18 protein-coding genes and 1 pseudogene are annotated in these 19,762 nt (G+C 62.7%); 12 read left to right on the forward strand and 7 right to left on the reverse strand.

Annotation, left to right across the window (positions count from 1 at the left end; all coding sequences use genetic code 11):
• Positions 1-2 precede the first annotated feature (2 nt).
• Together HCN50_RS14130 and HCN50_RS14135 are read left to right on the forward strand one after the other, a co-directional pair.
• A complete protein-coding gene (locus HCN50_RS14130) occupies positions 3-2,096 on the forward strand; it encodes a 3-hydroxyacyl-CoA dehydrogenase NAD-binding domain-containing protein (RefSeq protein ID WP_171710269.1) in 2,094 nt (697 codons plus the stop codon).
• Between the two features lie 74 nt (positions 2,097-2,170).
• Positions 2,171-2,521 (forward strand): acyl-CoA thioesterase, encoded by a 351-nt coding sequence (locus HCN50_RS14135; RefSeq protein WP_235977008.1) that lies wholly within the window; start codon positions 2,171-2,173, stop codon positions 2,519-2,521.
• 261 nt (positions 2,522-2,782) lie between these two features.
• On the opposite strand, the pseudogene HCN50_RS14140 reads toward HCN50_RS14135, so the two are convergent.
• Positions 2,783-3,082: pseudogene (locus HCN50_RS14140) on the reverse strand (YMGG-like glycine zipper-containing protein); the annotation flags it as partial.
• A gap of 143 nt (positions 3,083-3,225) precedes the next feature.
• On the opposite strand from HCN50_RS14140, the gene HCN50_RS14145 reads away from it, so the two are divergent.
• Entirely contained in the window at positions 3,226-3,417 is a 192-nt protein-coding gene (locus tag HCN50_RS14145; protein WP_171710272.1) for a hypothetical protein, read from the forward strand.
• A gap of 24 nt (positions 3,418-3,441) precedes the next feature.
• Here HCN50_RS14145 and HCN50_RS14150 read toward each other — a convergent pair whose 3' ends face one another.
• Entirely contained in the window at positions 3,442-3,897 is a 456-nt protein-coding gene (locus HCN50_RS14150; RefSeq protein WP_171710273.1) for a nuclear transport factor 2 family protein, read from the reverse strand.
• Between the two features lie 222 nt (positions 3,898-4,119).
• Between HCN50_RS14150 and HCN50_RS14155 the strand changes: the two genes are divergently transcribed.
• From HCN50_RS14155 to HCN50_RS14195, 9 genes are all read left to right on the forward strand, one after another.
• The gene (locus HCN50_RS14155; RefSeq protein ID WP_171710274.1) at positions 4,120-4,950 is read left to right on the forward strand and encodes a DeoR/GlpR family DNA-binding transcription regulator; all 831 of its coding nucleotides are present in this window, start codon (positions 4,120-4,122) and stop codon (positions 4,948-4,950) included.
• Between the two features lie 327 nt (positions 4,951-5,277).
• Positions 5,278-5,661: a RidA family protein gene (locus tag HCN50_RS14160; RefSeq protein ID WP_311968045.1), complete on the forward strand. Its 384-nt coding sequence runs from the start codon at positions 5,278-5,280 to the stop codon at positions 5,659-5,661.
• Positions 5,662-5,824: 163 nt separating this feature from the next.
• Positions 5,825-7,402 carry a glycerol-3-phosphate dehydrogenase gene (glpD, locus tag HCN50_RS14165; RefSeq protein WP_171710276.1) on the forward strand — a complete coding sequence of 526 codons (1,578 nt, stop codon included), beginning with the start codon at positions 5,825-5,827 and terminating at the stop codon, positions 7,400-7,402.
• Complete coding sequence (locus HCN50_RS14170; protein WP_171710277.1) at positions 7,399-8,487, forward strand: ABC transporter ATP-binding protein; 1,089 nt, start codon at positions 7,399-7,401, stop codon at positions 8,485-8,487. Before glpD ends, HCN50_RS14170 begins: the two co-directional genes overlap by 4 nt.
• A 12-nt stretch (positions 8,488-8,499) precedes the next feature.
• Complete coding sequence (locus tag HCN50_RS14175) at positions 8,500-9,585, forward strand: ABC transporter ATP-binding protein (RefSeq protein ID WP_171710278.1); 1,086 nt, start codon at positions 8,500-8,502, stop codon at positions 9,583-9,585.
• Positions 9,585-10,487, forward strand: a complete 903-nt coding sequence (locus HCN50_RS14180; protein ID WP_171710279.1) for a carbohydrate ABC transporter permease — start codon at positions 9,585-9,587, stop codon at positions 10,485-10,487. The genes HCN50_RS14175 and HCN50_RS14180 overlap by 1 nt, the downstream gene beginning before the upstream one ends.
• Positions 10,487-11,293 (forward strand): carbohydrate ABC transporter permease, encoded by an 807-nt coding sequence (locus HCN50_RS14185; protein WP_171710280.1) that lies wholly within the window; start codon positions 10,487-10,489, stop codon positions 11,291-11,293. Before HCN50_RS14180 ends, HCN50_RS14185 begins: the two co-directional genes overlap by 1 nt.
• Before the next feature lie 2 nt (positions 11,294-11,295).
• Complete coding sequence (locus tag HCN50_RS14190; RefSeq protein ID WP_171710281.1) at positions 11,296-11,622, forward strand: DUF2160 domain-containing protein; 327 nt, start codon at positions 11,296-11,298, stop codon at positions 11,620-11,622.
• Positions 11,623-11,750: 128 nt separating this feature from the next.
• The gene (locus tag HCN50_RS14195) at positions 11,751-13,493 is read left to right on the forward strand and encodes an ABC transporter substrate-binding protein (protein ID WP_171710659.1); all 1,743 of its coding nucleotides are present in this window, start codon (positions 11,751-11,753) and stop codon (positions 13,491-13,493) included.
• A 276-nt stretch (positions 13,494-13,769) separates the two neighbouring features.
• Here HCN50_RS14195 and HCN50_RS14200 read toward each other — a convergent pair whose 3' ends face one another.
• The 5 genes from HCN50_RS14200 to thiC all read right to left on the reverse strand — a co-directional run bounded on the left by HCN50_RS14200 (position 13,770) and on the right by thiC (position 19,725).
• Positions 13,770-14,870, reverse strand: coding sequence for an alkene reductase (locus HCN50_RS14200; RefSeq protein ID WP_171710282.1), 1,101 nt, complete (start codon positions 14,868-14,870; stop codon positions 13,770-13,772).
• Between the two features lie 218 nt (positions 14,871-15,088).
• The gene (locus tag HCN50_RS14205) at positions 15,089-15,706 is read right to left on the reverse strand and encodes an SPFH domain-containing protein (RefSeq protein WP_171710283.1); all 618 of its coding nucleotides are present in this window, start codon (positions 15,704-15,706) and stop codon (positions 15,089-15,091) included.
• Positions 15,707-16,809: 1,103 nt separating this feature from the next.
• Positions 16,810-17,043, reverse strand: a complete 234-nt coding sequence (locus HCN50_RS14210; RefSeq protein WP_171710660.1) for a helix-turn-helix domain-containing protein — start codon at positions 17,041-17,043, stop codon at positions 16,810-16,812.
• Between the two features lie 359 nt (positions 17,044-17,402).
• The gene (locus HCN50_RS14215; RefSeq protein ID WP_171710284.1) at positions 17,403-17,801 is read right to left on the reverse strand and encodes a hypothetical protein; all 399 of its coding nucleotides are present in this window, start codon (positions 17,799-17,801) and stop codon (positions 17,403-17,405) included.
• Between the two features lie 25 nt (positions 17,802-17,826).
• Positions 17,827-19,725, reverse strand: a complete 1,899-nt coding sequence (gene thiC / locus HCN50_RS14220) for a phosphomethylpyrimidine synthase ThiC (RefSeq protein ID WP_171710285.1) — start codon at positions 19,723-19,725, stop codon at positions 17,827-17,829.
• Positions 19,726-19,762: the final 37 nt, after the last annotated feature.

The following is a 19,762-nucleotide window of genomic DNA, read 5'->3' on the forward strand; positions in this document are numbered from 1 at the left end:
GCATGGATAGCCGGATTATGAATGTTCTCGGCGATCGCGTGCTCGAACTCGGGCCCACGCCGGGTGCCACAGACCCCTATAAGAACTTCAAGCTGACCCGCGACAGCGACGGCGTCGCCTGGCTTCTGTTCGACCGCGAAGGCACCAGCGCCAACACGCTTTCGGCCGACCTGATCGAAGAGCTCGACACGGTGCTGTCGGAATTGGAAACCCAGCGCCCTACAGGGCTCGTCATCCGCTCCGCCAAGAAGTCCGGCTTCATCGCCGGTGCCGACATCAACGCCTTTCGCGGCGCGACCGATGCGGCGGCGGTGGAGATCGAGATCGGCCGCGCCCATACCGTGATCGATCGGCTCGAAGCCTTGCGGGTTCCGAGCGTCGCCGTGATCCATGGCTTCTGCCTCGGCGGCGGGCTTGAAGTGGCGCTGGCCTGCCAGATGCGGATTGCGATCGAGGACGCGCGGTTCGGTTTCCCCGAGGTGATGCTCGGCCTGCATCCCGGTCTTGGCGGCACCGTGCGCTTCACGCAGCTCGTTAGTCCGATGCAGGCGATGCCGCTGATGCTGACCGGCAAGACCATCGATGCGCGCCGCGCAAAATCGCTCGGGCTGGTCGATGCCGTGACGCAGGAGCGCCACGTGCGCAATGCCGTCAAAAATGCCGTGTCCGGACGTCTCCAGCGCGCGCGGCCCGGGCTGCTCAACAATATTGCCAGCCTCGGCCCGGTCAGGAGCTTCCTCGCCGGGCGGATGCGGAGCGAAGCCGCCAAGGCTGCGCGGGAGGAACATTATCCCGCGCCTTACGCGCTGATCGATCTCTGGGAAAAGCACGGCGGCGACCGTCACGCGATGCTCAACGCCGAAAAGGCGTCGTTCGCGCGGCTGATGGTGACGCCGACCGCGCAAAACCTGATCCGCGTGTTCTTCCTGCGCGAGCAGATGAAGAAGCTGGCCGGCAGCGGCAACAAGATCGAGCATGTACACGTCATCGGTGCAGGTGCGATGGGCGGCGACATCGCCGCATGGTGCGCCGCTCAGGACCTGCGGGTGACGCTCGCCGACATGAAGCCGGAGCCGATCGCCGGCGCGATCAAGCGCGCCGCCGACCTCTACGGCAAGATCCTGCGCAAGCGCACCGCCGTGCGCGATGCGCTGGACCGGCTGATGCCGGACATGCAGGCCGAAGGCGTCCGGAATGCCGATCTCATCATCGAGGCGGTGCCGGAAAAGCTGGAGCTGAAGCAGAAGGTCTATGCCGGGCTTGAGCCGAAGATGAAGCCGGGCGCGATCCTCGCCACCAACACGTCGAGCATTCCGCTGCAGGATCTACGCACGACCCTCTCGAAGCCCGAGCGGCTGCTGGGACTCCACTTCTTCAATCCGGTCTCGCGGCTGCAGCTCGTCGAGGTCGTCAACCATGACGGCACGGACGCGCAGCTCCTGAAGCAGGCGCTCGCCTTCGTCGGCGCCATCGACCGCCTGCCGTTGCCGGTGAAGTCGTCGCCCGGCTTCGTCGTCAACCGCGCGCTGACGCCCTACATGCTCGAAGCGATGCTGATGCTGGACGAGAAGATCGACAAGCTGGTCATTGACGCCGCTGCGAAAAAGTTTGGCATGCCGATGGGCCCGATCGAACTGGCCGACCAGGTCGGCCTCGATATCTGCCTCGACGTCGGCGACATGCTGCGCTCGAAATTCGGCGATGCGCTGCCGTCAACGCCAGCCTGGTTGCGCGAGAAGGTCGCCAAGGGCGAACTCGGCCGCAAGACCGGCAAGGGCTTCTACATCTGGAAGGACGGCAAGGCCGATACCGGCGGCATGACCGCGATCTCGGAGCCGTCAGCGGAAATGATCGACCGGCTGATCCTGCCGATGTCGAATGTCTGCGTCGCGTGCCTGCGCGAGGGAATCGTCGACAATGCCGACGTGGTCGACGGCGCCATGATCTTCGGCACCGGCTACGCGCCGTTCCGCGGCGGTCCGCTCAACTATGCGCGAACCCGCGGCGTGGAGAACGTGGTCTCGACGCTGGATGCCCTGACCGACAAATTCGGCGGCCGGTTTACGCCGGATGCCGGCTGGGAGAATTTCAAGTGAGCGAAATCCACCTGCATGCGCCGGTCAACACCGAGACCGAGCCACATGGTGACCTTTGCATCCGCACGCTGGCGATGCCGGCCGATACCAACGCCAACGGCGACATTTTTGGCGGCTGGCTCTTGAGCCAGATGGATATCGGCGGCGGCGTATTCGCCTCCAAGATCGCCAAGTCGCGCACGGTGACGGTCGCAATCGAGGCGATGAATTTCCGCAAGGCCGTCTATGTCGGCGATCTCGTGTCGGTCTACGCCAATCTGGTGCGGGTCGGGCGCACCTCGATCACGGTGCATCTCGAAGCATGGGTCGTGCGCCGCAAGGAGTTGCAGTCGATCCTGGTGACTGATGGCAACTTCACCTACGTCTCGATCGATGACAACGGTCGTCCGCAGCCGGTCATCCCGGACGGCGTGATCAAGACCTAGTGCCGGTTCTGATTGAATCAGAACTGGACCCCCAGGTTTTTTGTTTGACGCGGTTTCTTGATGCGAACCGGTATCCACCCCCGGAGTAAGTCCGAGAGCATGCTTCGCTCGAAAACGCTGTGAACCTTATGGGCAGGGGCGCTCGTAGCCGTCGCGGCCGATGAACGTGCCGCGGCGCGGGTCATAGCTCGGCGAGCGCATGCAGCGCGGCGTGTCGTCATAGTACCGGGGCGGCGGAGGCGCGTATTGCGCCTGTACACCGCAATAGCGCGGGGAAACCGCAACCCAGCCCTCGGGCTGTTCCATGTAGCAGCCGCCCTGATACCAGCGATAACCGCCCGGCCGCGGCTCGCCCTGGGCGCCGATCGCGGCCCCCGTCGTCGCGCCCACGATCGCGCCGACAGCCGCGCCCCGGCCGCCACCGAGCGCGCCACCGACAATGGCGCCCGCCGCGCCGCCGAACAGCGCGCCCCCGAGTGTGCTTTCCTGGGCCGCCGCCTCCTGGAACGGCGCGCAAACCGCAAGGGCAACCAGCATCGAGAGCGCGAATTTCGGCATCATGTCAGTTCTCCAGCCATTTGAACGATTCGCCAGCGTGTTCCGCGATCAAGCTTTGACATAGTTTGGCCTTATGGCGCAACCACGAGGCAGGAACAATTTGCCGCGCAACCCGTTGGAAGCCCGACGAAATCAAAGGCAGGGCCATGTCCGATACCTACATCATTGAAGTCGGCTCGCAGCCGGCAGGGATCATCGTGCGCGCTCCCGGCGGCGGCTATCGGTTCTTTGCCGCCTCGCACCGTTTCAACCGGCTGGAAGGGCAGATATTTCGTAATGCACGCGAGGCCGAACGGGCCGCGAGACAGCTCGCCAGCGGGATGGCACAGGCGGCATAACGGCCAGCGCCGGTTTCCGGTAGTTCAGAGCTTGGTGGCCGCCCGCGACAGCAGTTTCCAGTCCGAGCCCTGTTTCTGCCAATTCATCAGGATGTGCAGGTTCTGCGGCGTCTTCTTGCCGTCGGTAAACTCCTGCTCGCCGACGAAGTTGAAGCGCACGATGGCGGTCGGGCCGACAACACGGATCGTGGGATCCTTGTATTCGAGCGAGGTCCATTTGTAGTTGGCCTTGGCGATGCCGTCGAGCAGCGACGCCTTGGTATCGACCTTGGCGTTCGAGTGGCTGTAGCTCAGCTCATCCGCGCAGAGGGAGGCGATGCCCTCGGCGTTGCCAGCCGCCTGCGCCGCACGGAAAGCTTCGACGTTCTTCGCGATGGCATCCTCGTCCGCACCGGCAAAAACGGGGACGACGCTCGTGAGCGCAAGTGTGAGCCCGAGTGCAAGCATGGGCAGGGCGAGCTGACGCCGATCGATGTTCATGGTTTCCTCCATTCGTTTCTGGTTGTGACCTCAGTGTTGCAGCGACAAACTGCTTTGTCGAGCGCCGCGCGTTCGGCTTCGGGGCGGCTGCCTTAACCAGGATTCGTTGTTTCCTGGCATCAGCCGGCCGGACGGCCGATCTCCCTCGTTGACCGCGGCCCCAATCAGCCGCACGATAAAGGCGACTTTGTGCCCCAAGTCCATACCGCAAGGGTGCCAGCCGTGGCCGGACTGTCCCACCGCCAGACCGAAATCCTCAATATCGCCCGCGCCTTTGGCCGGGTGATGGTGGAGGATCTCGCCAAGCGGTTCGAGGTCTCGGCGCAGACCATTCGCAAGGACCTCAATGACCTTTGCGACCAGCGCTCGCTGACCCGCATCCATGGCGGCGCCATCATCGCCTCCGGCGTCGAGAATCTCGCCTATGAAGCGCGGCGCTTCGTTGCGGCGGAGGAGAAACGGGCGATCGGGATCGCCGCGGCGTCACGGATTCCGAACGGCTGCTCGCTGTTCATCAACATCGGCACCACGACCGAAGAGGTCGCGAGTGCGCTGACCTCGCATGAGGACCTGCTCGTCATCACCAACAATCTCAACGTCGCCATGCTGCTCTACCGGCATCCGCGTATCGAGGTGATCGTGGCCGGTGGCGCGGTGCGCCGCGCTGACGGCGCCGTGATTGGCTCGACCGCGATCAGCCTGATCGGCCAGTTCAAGGTCGATTACGCCATCATCGGCGCGTCCGCGATCGATGAGGAGGGCGCTCTGCTGGACTTCGACTATCGCGAGGTGCAGGCGGCGCAGGCAATCATCGCCAACGCCCGCAGCGTCATGCTGGTCGCGGATTCGACGAAACTCCGGCGCAGTGCGCCGGTACGCATCGCGCATCTCAGCCAAATCCAGACCTTTGTGACCGACGCGCCGTTGCCGGCAGGCCTCGCCAGCATCTGCAGCCATCGCGGCATCGAGGTGATTGAGGCAATGGAGAAGCCGGCGGCGGATGTCGACGAGCCCGGTGACGAAGCGGCTTCGACCGTGGTGCAGCTCAAGTAGCGTGCATCGGGCGAGCGGGCCGAGCAGCAACCTTGTTTCAGAAAAACAGCGGGACCCCAACACCTGCTCAAGTTGTTTGATCTGCTGGCTGATGGCGCCCGGCATTACTGAAAGCTCCTGCGCACCAGCTTGAAGCTGAGATGGTGACCCGCGGCCTCGGAGGTCCGTCGTCCGTTGAGCGGGCGCAGTCTCTAGCTCACTGGATTCATTCATGCGGGTTGATTGCGCGCAGATTAGAAAGTCTAACTCGACCATCGAGGAAAAATCGTTTGCGTGAAAAGCGCGCGACAATGCACGAGATGAGGTCTGGGAATGGAGGAGAACCGAGTGCAAATCCGACGCATCAATGCCGAAACAGCTCTCGTACCGACGACCGGCTATAGCCAGGCGCTTGAGGTCAGCGGCTACACACGCATGCTTTTCATCAGCGGCCAAATTCCGGTCGCGGCTGACGGCCACGTGCCCGAGGATTTTGAATCACAGTGCAGGCTTGCCTGGAGTAACGTCGAGGCGCAGCTCAAGGCGGCCGGCATGACCCTCGACAATCTGGTCATGCATCGAACGTATCTCTCTGATCGCCGCTACAGGACCCTCAACCGCGCCGTGCGAAACGAAATTCTCGGCGATCGGGAAACCGCGCTAACGGTTGTCGTAACCGGGATTTTTGACGAGGCTTGGCTTCTCGAAATCGAGGCGGTTGCCGCAGCCTGATCGCGCCTGTGTGACACAGCGAGTCCAAGAGTTGCTGCATGGATTTTCGCAACTTCTGCGTTTGCATTCCGCCCTGCCAATCGGTTCCAACCTTCGTTTCGCTTTCGACTTGCTTTCGTTTTTGGTTCTGATTAACTCCCCATCCGAAAGCGAAGTCGCCGAAATGAAGAGGCGATCGCCCGGGGGATGCGTTTCGTTGGACAGGGTATTTGACCTCGCCATTATCGGAGGCGGCATCAATGGCTGCGGCATCGCGCGCGATGCGGCGGGCCGGGGCAACTCCGTTTTCCTTTGCGAAATGAATGACTTGGCGAGCGGGACATCATCCTGGTCGACCAAACTGGTGCATGGCGGGCTGCGCTATCTCGAATATTACGAGTTCAGGCTGGTCCGCGAGGCGCTGATCGAGCGTGAAATACTCTGGCAGATCGCGCCGCACATCATCCGTCCGCTGCGTTTCGTTTTGCCGCACCACTCGGGCTTGCGTCCGGCATGGCTTCTCAGGTTAGGGTTGTTCCTGTACGACCATATCGGCGGCCGTCATCTGCTGCCGCCGACGCGTTCGGTGGATCTGATCCATGACGAGGTGGGCAAACCATTGATCGCCAACCGCTACAAACGCGGTTTCGAATATTCCGATTGCTTCGTCGATGACGCGCGTCTTGTCGTCCTTACCGCACGCGACGCCGCCGATCGCGGCGCCGAAATCCATACCCGCTCGCGCGCGGTCGAGATCAGACAGGTCGAGGGCATCTGGCACGTCACGGTCGAGAACACGATCAGCGGGACGCGGACCACCATCCAGGCCCGCACACTGGTCAACGCCGGCGGGCCATGGGTCGAGCAGGTGCTGTCCTCCGGCTCGGGCGTCAACGCACGGGCAAAGGTGCGGCTGGTCCAGGGCTCCCACATCGTGGTGCGCAAGCTCTATGAGCACGACCGCGCCTACATGTTCCAGAACGCCGACGGCCGCATCATTTTCGTCATTCCATACCAGGACGACTTCACCCTGATCGGCACCACCGATCGCGATTACGACGGCGACCCGGCCGAGGTGAAAGCCTCGGACGAGGAGATCCAGTACCTCTGCGCCTCCGCCAGCGAGTATCTGAAAAGGCCGGTGCTGCCCAAGGACGTGGTCTGGACCTATTCCGGCGTGCGTCCGCTCTATGACGACGGCGCCAGTGAAGCCAAGGCCGCGACGCGCGATTACGTGTTCGAACTCGATACGCCGGGCGGCGCGCCACTATTGTCGATCTATGGCGGCAAGATCACGACCTATCGGCGCCTGGCGGAAGAAGCGCTGGAGCGGCTCGCACCCTATCTGCACAGCGCAAAGGAGAAAGAACGCTGGACCGGCAAGGCTCCGCTGCCCGGCGGCGACATGGATGTTTCGGCGATCACCGCACTGACGGCGGAATTGATGCGGAAATATCCGTTCCTGAGCTCGGCGCATGCCAACCGGCTCGCGCATGCCTACGGCACGCGTGCGACAAAATTGCTCGGCAATGCGAAATCATTGGCCGATCTTGGCCAGCCGTTTGGCGCTACCCTGACCGAAAGTGAAGTCCAGTACCTGATGTTGAATGAATGGGCCCATACCGCGGAGGACGTCGTGTGGCGAAGGTCCAAGCTCGGCCTGCGCCTCTCGGCCGACGAAATCGCCGCGCTCGACGAATGGATCAAAGCCCATCGCGCTTCGGATAAACGTCCGCTGCGTGAAGCCGGAGGGCGGCCATGAGCGTGACGCTCGAACATGTCACGCGAACGGTTGACGGCATCCCGACGATTCGCGATGTCTCGCTGACGCTCGAACGCGGCACGCTGAGTGTGCTGCTCGGCCCGACGCTGTCGGGCAAGACCTCGATCATGCGGCTCCTGGCCGGCCTCGATAAGCCAACAACCGGCCGCGTGCTAGTCGACGGCAGCGACGTCACCGGCGCCGACGTGCGGCAGCGCTCGGTTGCGATGGTCTATCAGCAGTTCATCAACTACCCGTCGCTGACGGTCTACGAGAACATTGCCTCGCCGTTGCGCGTGCAAGGCAGGCCGCGCGAGGAGATCGACCGGCGCGTGCAAGAAGCCGCCAAGCTTCTGCGGCTCGAGCCTTATCTGAAGCGGACGCCACTGCAGCTCTCCGGCGGCCAGCAGCAGCGCACCGCGATCGCGCGTGCGCTGGTCAAGGGTGCCGACCTGGTGCTGCTTGATGAGCCGCTCGCCAACCTCGATTACAAGCTGCGCGAGGAGTTGCGCGCCGAACTGCCGCGCATCTTTGAGGCATCGGGCGCGATCTTCGTCTACGCGACGACCGAACCTTCGGAGGCATTGCTGCTCGGCGGGAACACCGTCTGCATGTGGGAAGGCCAGGTCTTGCAGGCGGGCGGTACCTCGAACGTCTATCGCCAGCCCGATACGCTGCGAGTGGCGCAGGTGTTCTCCGATCCGCCGCTCAACATCGTCGGCATCGAAAAGAAGAACGGCTCCGTGCAATATGCCAGCGGCATTCAGGCGCCGGCCACCGGCCTCTACGCGTCGCTCGCCGATGGACCTTATCGCGTCGGTTTCCGCGCCCATCAGCTCGAAGTGGCCAACGGCATCGCTGGCCGTCACGCGTTTCACGCCACCGTCACCGTGACCGAGATCACCGGTTCGGAGAGCTTCGTGCATCTTAATCGCGGTGCCTCCAACTGGGTCGCCGTGCTCCCGGGCGTGCATGAATATGAGCCGGGACATCTGCTCGATGCGGTGCTCGATCCCGACAATATCTTCGTGTTTGACGCCGCCGGCCGTCTGGTCGCCGCGCCGTCGAAAAATAAAAGCATGTGAGGGAGATGCGACATGGCCCGCATTGACCTCGTTGATCTCGCGCACTCCTACGGCGGCAATGATGCCGCGCCTGAATCCTTTGCGCTGAAGCCGGTGACCATGACCTGGCGGCAGGGTGGCGCCTATGCGCTGCTCGGTCCTTCCGGCTGCGGCAAGACTACGCTGCTCAACCTGATTTCGGGGATCGTCACGCCGTCGCGCGGAAAGATCCTGTTTGACGGCGCCGACATCACACCGCTGTCAACCCAGAAGCGCAATATCGCGCAGGTGTTCCAGTTTCCAGTAATCTACGACACCATGACGGTCGGGCAGAACCTCGCATTCCCGCTGCAGAACCGCGGCGTGCCGAAGGCCGAGGTCGAAGCGCGGGTGAGGCAGATCGCCGATTTGCTCGACCTCACATTCTATCTCGACCGCAAGGCGACGCGCCTGACCGCCGACGCCAAGCAGAAGATTTCGCTCGGCCGCGGCCTCGTCCGCTCCGATGTGGCCGCTGTGCTGTTCGACGAGCCGCTGACCGTGATCGATCCCGAACTGAAGTGGCAGTTGCGCTCGAAGCTGAAGGCGCTGCACCGCGAGCTTGATCTCACGATGATCTATGTCACCCATGACCAGACCGAGGCCTTGACCTTTGCCGATACGGTGGTCGTCATGCATGACGGCCGCGTCGTGCAGAGCGGCACGCCGGCCGAACTGTTCGACAAGCCCGCGCACACCTTCGTGGGTTATTTCATCGGCTCGCCCGGCATGAACATCGTGCCGGCCGTGGTGAGCGGGCACGAGGCGCGGATCGACGGCCATATCATCGGACTGCACCGCAATTACGGTGTGCTGCCGGCGGGCGCGAAGATCGAAGTCGGCGTCCGGCCGGAATTCGTCAACATCGCAGCACCGGCATCTGGCCTGCTGTCGGCTACGATCGAGCGCATCGACGATCTCGGTCGCGCCCGCTTCGCCCGCGTGCGCGTCGGCGATGCCAAATTTGCCGCGCGCGTGCCGCCAGGCTTCTCCGTGCCCGACAACATGGTCGGGCTCGTGTTCGATCCCGCCCATGTTCACGTCTATGCCGACAGCCGTCTGGTCGAGGGGGTTGCCTGATGGACAAGACCATCAATCAAAAAGCCTGGTTCCTGGTACTGCCTGTATTCGCAGTGGTCGCGTTCTCCGCGATCCTGCCGCTGATGACGGTCGTGAACTATTCGATGCAGGACACGTTCGGCAACAACCAGTTCTTCTGGAACGGCGTCGGCTGGTTCAAGGAGCTGCTCGATCCCTCGACCGACCTCGGTGGCCGCTTCCTGGCTTCGCTCGGCCGCAACCTGTTGTTCTCCGCCATCATCCTGTCGATCGAGGTGCCGCTCGGCATCGTGGTGGCGCTGTCGATGCCGCGCGAGGGCTGGAGCGTCGCTGTCTGTCTCGTCATCCTGGCGCTGCCGCTGCTGATCCCGTGGAACGTGGTCGGCACGATCTGGCAGATTTTTGGCCGGCCCGACATCGGCCTGCTCGGCTATACGCTCAACAGTCTCGGCTTCGACTACAACTACGTCTCGAACGAGTTCGATGCCTGGGCCACCGTGATCGTGATGGACGTCTGGCACTGGACCAGCCTCGTTGCGCTGCTGTGCTACGCCGGGCTGAAGTCTATACCCGACGCGTATTACCAGGCCGCGCAGATCGACGGCGCCTCGCGCTGGGCGGTGTTCAAGGCGATCCAGCTGCCGAAGATGAACCGCGTGCTCTTGATCGCTGTGCTGCTGCGCTTCATGGACAGCTTCATGATCTACACCGAGCCGTTCGTGGTGACCGGCGGCGGGCCCGGTAACTCGACCACCTTCGTCTCGATCGAACTGGTCAAGATTGCGCTCGGGCAGTTCGACCTCGGCAAGGCCGCCGCGCTTTCGCTGGTCTACAACCTGATCATCCTGATCGTATGCTGGGTGTTCTACACCGTGATGACCAATGCCGGTGCCGAGTGCCCAGCCAAGCAGGGAGGCGCCTGATGCATTCGATTCCCGGACGCCGCCTGATCATCTCGCTATTCCTGATCTTCCTACTGTTGCCGATCTACTGGCTCGTCAACATGAGCTTCAAGACCAACAGCGAGATCGTCACCACGATGACGCTGTGGCCGCACCAGCCGACGCTGGAAAACTACAAGCGGATCTTCACCGACGAGAGCTGGTATTCCGGCTACATCAATTCGCTGAAATACGTGATCATCAACACCGTCATCTCGATCGCGGTAGCGCTGCCGGCGGCTTACGGCTTCTCGCGCTACCGCTTCCTCGGCGACAAGCATCTGTTCTTCTGGCTGCTGTCGAACCGCATGGCGCCGGCCGCGGTGTTCGCGCTGCCGTTCTTCAATCTCTATTCGGCGATCAACCTGTTCGATACGCCATGGGCGGTCGCGCTGGCGCACTGCATCTTCAACGTGCCGCTGGCGGTGTGGATCCTCGAAGGCTTCGTCTCCGGCGTGCCGCGCGAGATCGACGAGACCGCGTTCCTCGACGGCTATTCGTTCCCGCGATTCTTCATCAAGATCCTCGTGCCACTGATCGCAAGCGGTATCGGCGTCGCCGCCTTCTTCTGCTTCATGTTCTCCTGGGTCGAACTCTTGCTGGCGCGCACGTTGACGTCGGTCAGCGCCAAGCCGATCTCCGCGATCATGACACGGACTGTCTCGGCGGCGGGCATGGATTGGGGCCTTTTGGCGGCGGCCGGCGTGCTGACCATCATCCCCGGCGCGCTGGTGATCTGGTTCGTCCGCAACTATATCGCGCGCGGCTTTGCGCTGGGCAGGGTGTAGCCATGGAAAACATCGCATGGATGGCCTGGACGCTGCCGACTGCGATCTTCTTCGTGATGCTGGCGCTGACGCTCGGGGTGATGACATGGCTTGGAGTTGCCTACCCCGAGGCCGAACGCGTCGGCGTGCTGCGAATTCCGACCACGCGCGGCGACCGGCTGTTCATTTCGCTGGTGCTGTCAGCCGTCATTCATTTGCTGTGGATTGCCTTTGTCGGCACCGATCCGCTTCTGACGCTTCCGATCGGGGAGGGCGTTGAAGTATCGAGCCTGTGGCTCGCAACCGTGATTTCGCTCGTCTCGGCCGTTGCGATTTTCCGCACCGTCTGACGAGTGAAGAAGAGCAGATCCGGGATCAACCCGGGCCTGAATATGTGTTTGTCGCTGCAACCGGAGGATCCAACATGCGACGCTTGAGAACAAAGAACGGTCCGTTGACCAAGGAGAGCTTTCTGACGATGACCAGCGCGGCCGCGCTGATCGCGGCTTCCGTGGCCATTGCCGCGCCTGCGCGTGCGGACGACGCCGTCAATCAACGATGGATCGACAGCGAATTCCAGCCTTCGACCTTGTCGAAGGACGACCAGATGAAGGAGCTGCAATGGTTCGCCAAGGCGGCCGAGCCCTTCAAGGGCATGGAAATCAACATCGTGTCGGAAACCATCACGACGCATGAATATGAATCGCGCACGCTCGCGAAGGCCTTCACCGAGATCACCGGCATCAAGGTCAAGCACGACCTGATCCAGGAAGGCGACGTGGTCGAGAAGCTGCAGACCCAGATGCAGTCCGGCAAGAACGTCTATGACGGCTGGATCAACGACTCCGACCTGATCGGCACCCACTTCCGCTACGGCCAGACCGTGATCCTGTCGGACTACATGACGGGCGAGGGCAAGGACGTCACCAACCCGCAGCTCGACGTCAACGACTTCATCGGTAAATCCTTCACCACCGGCCCGGACGGCAAGCTTTACCAGCTTCCCGACCAGCAGTTCGCGAACCTCTATTGGTTCCGCTACGACTGGTTCTCCAATCCGGAGTACAAGGCCAAGTTCAAGGCCAAGTACGGCTACGAGCTCGGCGTTCCCGTGAACTGGTCGGCCTATGAGGACATCGCCGAGTTCTTCACCAACGACATCAAGGAGATCAACGGCGTCAAGGTCTATGGTCACATGGACTATGGCAAGAAGGATCCCTCGCTCGGCTGGCGGTTCACCGACGCCTGGCTGTCGATGGCCGGCAACGGCGACAAGGGCATCCCGAACGGCCTGCCGGTCGACGAATGGGGCATCCGCATGGAAGGCTGCCGCCCCGTGGGCTCCTCCGTCGAGCGCGGCGGCGACACCAACGGTCCGGCGTCGGTGTACGCGATCAGCAAATATCTCGACTGGCTGAAGAAGTATGCCCCGCCGCAGGCGCAGGGCATGACCTTCTCCGAAGCAGGCCCGGTGCCAGCGCAGGGCAACATCGCCCAGCAGATCTTCTGGTACACCGCCTTCACCGCCGACATGGTGAAGCCCGGCATTGCGGTCGTCAACGCCGACGGCACGCCGAAGTGGCGCATGGCGCCGTCGCCGCACGGCTCGTACTGGAAAGAGGGCATGAAGCTCGGCTACCAGGACGCCGGCTCCGCCACGCTTCTGAAGTCGACCCCGCCCGATCGCCGCAAGGCGGCCTGGCTCTATCTGCAGTTCATCAATTCCAAGACCGTCAGCTTGAAGAAGAGCCATGTCGGCCTCACCTTCGTGCGTGAATCCGACATCTGGGACAAGTCGTTCACCGAGCGTGCGCCCAAGCTCGGTGGCCTGATCGAGTTCTACCGCTCGCCGGCGCGCGTGCAGTGGACCCCGACCGGCAACAACGTGCCTGACTATCCGAAGCTCGCGCAATTGTGGTGGCAGAACATCGGCGATGCGTCGTCCGGTGCAAAGACGCCGCAGCAGGCGATGGATGCGCTGGCCGCAGCCCAGGACTCCGTGCTCGAACGTCTCGAGAAGAGCGGCGTGCAGGGCGCCTGCGGGCCGAAGCTGAACAAGAAGGAGTCGGCCGAGTTCTGGTTCGCCAAGGCCGAGAAAGACAAGACCATCGCGCCGGCCCGCAAGCTCGCCAACGAGAAGCCGAAGGGCGAGACGGTGGACTACGACGCGCTGATCAAGTCGTGGCCGGCCACCCCGCCGAAGCGGGCCGAGGCGAAGTGATCCGCCGCCGTCGTTGTCCGGCTTGACCGGACGATCCAGTACGCCGCGGCTTTTCGGCTCTATCGCTGATGGCCGTGGGTACTGGATGCCCCGCCGTCGCCATCGCGGGGCATGACGAGGGAAAACGAGAGGCCGGGAGCGATCCCGGCCTTTTTTCTTTCCGTCATTCCGGGGCGATGCGAAGCATCGAACTACGGTGCGCCCTCGCGCACCTGAGAATCTCGAGATTCCGGGTCTGGTCGTTCGGACCATCCCGGAATGACGGCAGCGGCGAGATCATTCCGCCGCCTGTGCCGCCGCCAACGTCGGGTAATCCGTATATCCCTTGGCGCCGCCGCCGTAGAACGTTGCCTTATCCCATTCGTTTAAAGGCGCGCCCTGCTTCAGCCGCTCGACCAGGTCGGGGTTGGAGATGAACGGCTTGCCGAAGGCGATCAGATCGGCCGCGCCGGCTTCGAGCACTTTCGTCGCGAGGTCGAAATCATAGCCGTTGTTGGCGACGTAGGCTCCGCTGAAGCGTTTGCGCAAGGACGCGTAGTCGAACCGCGCGTTGTCGCGCGGGCCGCCGGTGGCGCCTTCGATGACATGGATGTAGGTCAGCTTCAGCGCGTCGAGCCCGTCCACGATGTAATCGAACAGCGGCTGCGGATTGGAGTCGGAAACGTCATTGGCCGGCGTCACCGGCGAGATGCGGATGCCGGTGCGCTCGGGTCCAGCGACCGCGGCCACCGCCTTCGAGACCTCCAGCATCAGCTTCGCGCGGTTCTCGATTCCTCCACCGTAAACATCGGTGCGCTTGTTGGTGCCGTCCTTGGCGAACTGGTCGAGCAGATAGCCGTTGGCGCCATGGATCTCGACGCCGTCGAAGCCGGCCGCCAGCGCGTTCTCGGTGCCGCGCTTGAAGTCGTCGATGATGCCTGGAATTTCCGAAAGCTCAAGCGCGCGTGGCTCGGAAATTTCGGTGAAGGTGCCGTTCACGAAGGTCTTGCCCCTGGCGCGGATCGCGCTTGGCGCCACCGGCTTGCCGCCACCGGGTTGCAGCGCTGTGTGCGAGACGCGGCCGACATGCCAGATCTGGATGAAGATGCGCCCGCCCTTTTCATGCACGCGGTCGGTGATCTTGCGCCAGCCCTCGACCTGCTCCTTCGAATAGATGCCGGGCGTATCCTGATAGCCCTGGCCCTGCTGCGAAACCTGGCTCGCCTCGGTGATCAATAGTCCGGCGGAGGCGCGCTGGCCGTAATAGTCGACCGCAAGCGGGCTCGGCACCATGCCGGGCGGCACCGCGCGGTTGCGGGTCAAGGGCGCCATCACGAGGCGGTTCGGCAGCGCGATCGGGCCAAGCTTGAAAGGCTCGAACAGTTTGGTCTGGCTCATGTCTGGGATGTCCGGGTCGATGACGATAGGGGAAGAGTTGGGCATTGCGCCGATTTACGCAATGCCCGAGCCATTCGGCTTGCGCAGACGAGCTGCGCACGGCGTCGGCCGTGCGGTGGGCGTCGCGCAGCGGCGTCTGCGCGGGCATAGGATGATTTATTCGAAATCGGCAGCGGCGCAGCATAGACAATCTCTCTGCCGGTGCCGGATAAGTTGACTCAGACTTCCTTCATCAGGCCCGCGGCAAATCCCATGCGGCGGTTGTCCAGCTCCACGATGGGCCCCCCGGGGTCCGCCTGCAGCAGCTCGAAGGTCAGGCATTCGCAACCGATCGAGCGAAGCACCTGATTGGCGGCTTTCTGGACGCTGTTGCTGAAGGTCTGGTGATCCATCTGGATTTCGAGACGGGGTTTGCGGCTGCACACCGCCTTCACGATCGATTGCAGGCGGATGCAGATCTCGTCCCGGTAGTTCTGCGTGCTTTCGAACGAGGCCCTGGGATCGACAATCTGGGAGCGGACAACATAGACGAGGTTGACCGCAAAGCGGTCTGCGGAAACGGCGCCTTGCGTGAAGCGAAACACTTCGGGGCGCAAATCGATCCGCGCCAGTTGACGGCTGCCGGCGCGGATACGGTGGCGGCCGGGGGGCAAGGCTTTTTCGAAACGCCCGTTGCGGTAGAGCAGCACGGTCTCGAACTGCTGGACGCAGACCCCATCGAAGCCGAGCAGCGCCATCGCCCCCTTCCTGAACAGCGACGAAATCCAGGCCCACGCGCCCGCGATCACGGCGATGACGATCAACGAAAAGGCTATCGAGCCCAGCAGTTCACCCACGTTAGTCCTTCCCCCGCCACGGTTCTTATCTTTATTGCGATGCCCGCGATATCAACCCTTCTGTTGGCTTTTCCTGCGTCGAAAATAAGTCATCGCCATTTCAGTCAGCGCGAGTGAACAAAAATATTCCTGACGCGGCGCGGACATTCGAATTTTGAATGGCAGCATTACAACGCCCGATCGAGTGCGGGGCTGCAACAACGTCGTCATCCCCGAAGGCGGGGATCCAGTACGCCGCGGCCTATCGATTCAGTCACTGCAGTCTCTGGAATACTGGATCACCCGCTTTCGCTTTCGCGGGTGATGACGATTGAGTGTGTATTCGCATTTGACTGTGTGTTTGCATTCTCGCGGCGCATTGCGTCCGAGGTTTGCATCTTCTGTTGTCCCTCCTTGACATGGAGGGCGCAGGGAAGACCGGGTGCGCGCCGCACCCGCGGTCTCGTGTGCAGGTGCGCATAAGGAACGCGCACACGAGCATACAGGTTCGGCGGGAGCATCCCGGCCTTCCCTGCGCAATGGCTTTACGGCTTATACGTGATCTCCCCGGAGGACGGCTTTTTTGCCTCCGTCGTTACGCAGAGATTTCCGCGTAACTTAACGCCAGCACCGCGACGCCAGAACCACACGACTTCGCCGTACGCCTCCAGCGCGCAACGTCTATCGCGCCTTCCGCGTCCATCGCATCTCACCGCGCGTTCGTGACGATGGCCGACGCCCCTCCGTCGCCGTGAGATGGCCGGGGTTATGCGGCTGATTTGGGTGAGAACGAAAGCGGAATATTTTTGATTCTTATCGATTCCTGGGCTTGACACGATTTCTGAAAATCAGAAGTGATTTGCCCGGCAAGTCGTTTTGTCGCAGTCGCTGCCTCCACGTCGTCATTGCGAGCGGAGCGAAGCAATCCATAGCGCCGCCTGCCGAAGCATGGATTGCTTCGCTCCGCTCGCAATGACGGCTTGGCTGGCACAGTAATCGGGTGGGCAAAGGCGCAAAGCACCGTGCCCGCCACCTCACAACGTGCTCATGATGGTGGGCACGCTTCCGCCTTCGCTCTTCGAACTACGGCGCGGCAAGGTCGCTTTGCTTAACCCCGGCGCTAGCTAGCCACGTCCAGGCACGTCGGTGCCATCAGTCGCATACTGCCGGATCTTGTTCCGCATCGTGCGCACCGAAAGTCCGAGCACGCGCGCGGCGTGGGTGCGGTTGCCGTGGCAGCGCGCCAGCGTCTGCAGCACGAGCTCGCGCTCGATCGCCTCGACGGTCGAGCCGATCAGCATTGGCACGATCTCATGGGGTGAGGGTATCTGAGAGACCGACAGCGGTATCTCGGGCATGGGCACACAGTCCATGCCAAGGTAGACGTCTTCATACTCCCGGGGCATCAACACCTCCCGATCGACGCCTGCTCCGGAACGCGGAGCAGAAACATCAGGAATCACACTCCCCCTGCCGTCGGGAAGCGTGGGCGCGAATGGTTAACGGAAGGTTAATGGGCGCGGAAAAGTTTTGGTGGAGCCTTGCCACAGCTAGAGGTGTATGCCCAACAGCAGGCAGATAGCAGGCGAGCTCGCGTCGCTGGCGCGTTCGTTTCGCTATCCGCGCTGCGACTTGTCGCCGAAGCTTTAGCGAGAGCGAAGCAACCCATGCCTCAACGCAGCGGAATGCGCTAAGCTCTACGGGTTAGCGCCACACGCTACCGCGTCGGCTCCTTCGCCCGCTCTTCCGCCGCGACCGCCTCCGCCGGCTTGCCCGATCGCACCATCAGAAACGTCCCCGAGGCCGCCGTGCCCGGCAGTTTCCAGCGTCCGTCGATTTCCGTGGCGTCGGCGTTGACCGTGCCTTCATAGGAGACGGTGTCATAGCCATTACCCGGCGGGTCGTAATGCTTGAAGAAGGAGACGGCGCTGCCGGATCGATGACCGGCAATCGAGGCGTTGTGGGTGCCGATCGGGCAGCCAGGCACCGTGCACGGTTCGGTCACGTTTCCTGTGAGCGCGCCACCGGTTTCGATGAGCGTTGCAAGAAACGTGACCATTCCGATCTGCCGCTGAACAAAGGTGCCGTCCCAGACACCGGTCAGACTGTCGGTCATTGCGGTTTCGGTGAGTGGGTAGCGCTCACAACACCCGATTGCTCTCCTTCACCTTCTCCGCATCCAGATACACGCTGCTCCCCATCTCCTTGAACTTCTCCGACATCTGCTTCATCCCATCCTCGATGGTCCCGCTCACCGACATGCCGACGCTTGCCGGATCGTTCAGCGTTGCCGCATAATCCCGCACGTCCTGCGTGATCTTCATCGAGCAGAACTTTGGGCCGCACATCGAGCAGAAGTGGGCGACTTTGTGGGCTTCCTTCGGCAGCGTCTCATCGTGGAAGAGGCGGGCTGTATCGGGATCGAGGCCGAGGTTGAACTGGTCGGTCCAGCGGAAGTCGAACCTTGCGCGCGACAGCGCGTCGTCGCGCAGTTGCGCGGCGGGGTGGCCCTTGGCGAGATCGGCGGCGTGGGCGGCGATCTTGTAGGTGATGACGCCGGTTTTCACGTCGTTGCGGTCGGGCAGGCCGAGATGCTCCTTCGGCGTGACATAGCAGAGCATGGCGCAGCCGAACCAGCCGATCATGGCCGCGCCGATGCCTGAGGTGATGTGGTCGTAGCCCGGCGCGATGTCGGTGGTCAGCGGCCCAAGCGTGTAGAATGGCGCTTCGCCGCACTCCTTGAGCTGCTTGTCCATGTTGATCTTGATCTTGTGCATCGGCACATGGCCGGGACCTTCGATCATCACCTGGCAGCCCTTGTCCCACGCGATCTTTGTCAACTCGCCGAGCGTTTCTAGTTCGGCGAACTGTGCGCGGTCGTTGGCATCCGCAATCGAGCCGGGGCGCAGGCCGTCGCCGAGCGAGAACGAGACGTCATACTTGCGCATGAGGTCGCAGATCTCCTCGAAGTGGGTATAGAGGAAGCTTTCCTTGTGATGCGCCAGGCACCACTTCGCCATGATCGAGCCGCCGCGCGACACGATGCCGGTGACGCGGTTGGCGGTGAGGTGGATGTAGGGCAGGCGCACGCCGGCATGGATCGTAAAATAGTCGACGCCCTGTTCGCATTGCTCGATCAGCGTGTCCTTGTAGAGCTCCCAGGTCAGCTTGACGGGATCGCCTTCGCACTTCTCCAGCGCCTGGTAGATCGGCACGGTGCCGATCGGCACCGGCGAGTTGCGCAAGATCCATTCCCGCGTGGTGTGGATGTTACGCCCGGTCGAGAGGTCCATCACGGTGTCGGCGCCCCAGCGGATCGCCCACACCATCTTGTCGACTTCCTCTTCCACCGAGGAGGTGACGGCGGAGTTGCCGATGTTGGCGTTGATCTTGGTCAGGAAGTTGCGGCCGATGATCATCGGCTCGAGTTCGGCGTGGTTGATGTTGGACGGGATGATGGCGCGTCCGCGCGCGATCTCGCTGCGGACAAACTCCGGCGTGATGAAGGCCGGCACCGCAGCGCCAAAGCTTTCGCCATCCGCCAATGCGGCTTCCGCGCGCTCAAGCTGGGCCTTCCGGCCAAGGTTCTCGCGCTCGGCGACATAGATCATCTCCTTGGTGATGATGCCTGCGCGGGCGAATTCGAGCTGGGTGATCTTGTGGCCGTCGAGGCCGCGGATCGGCTTGTGATGCGCGGTAAAGGCCTTTGCGGCGTGCGACGCGCCGACATTGCCGTTGTCTTCGGGCTTGATCTCACGACCCTCATATTCCTCGACGCCGCCGCGCTCCTTGACCCAGGCAAGACGGTTGCGGGGAAGACCGGCGTTGACATCGATCACGACGGACGGGTCGGTATAGGGGCCGGAGGTGTCGTAGACCGGCAGGTTCGGCTCGCCGGCGCCTTCCGAAAGAATGATCTCGCGCAGCGGCACGCGCAGGTCGGGCGCGGCTTCCGGCGTGGCGAAGATTTTTCGCGAGGAGGGCAGCGGGCCGGTGGTGACGGCGGGCAGGGTGGTGTCGGGATTGGAGCGAATGTTCATACCGTATCCTCCGTGTTATGGGCGTCGTTCCGGACGG

Origin of the sequence: Bradyrhizobium archetypum (assembly GCF_013114835.1) — a bacterium.
Taxonomy (GTDB): domain Bacteria; phylum Pseudomonadota; class Alphaproteobacteria; order Rhizobiales; family Xanthobacteraceae; genus Bradyrhizobium; species Bradyrhizobium archetypum.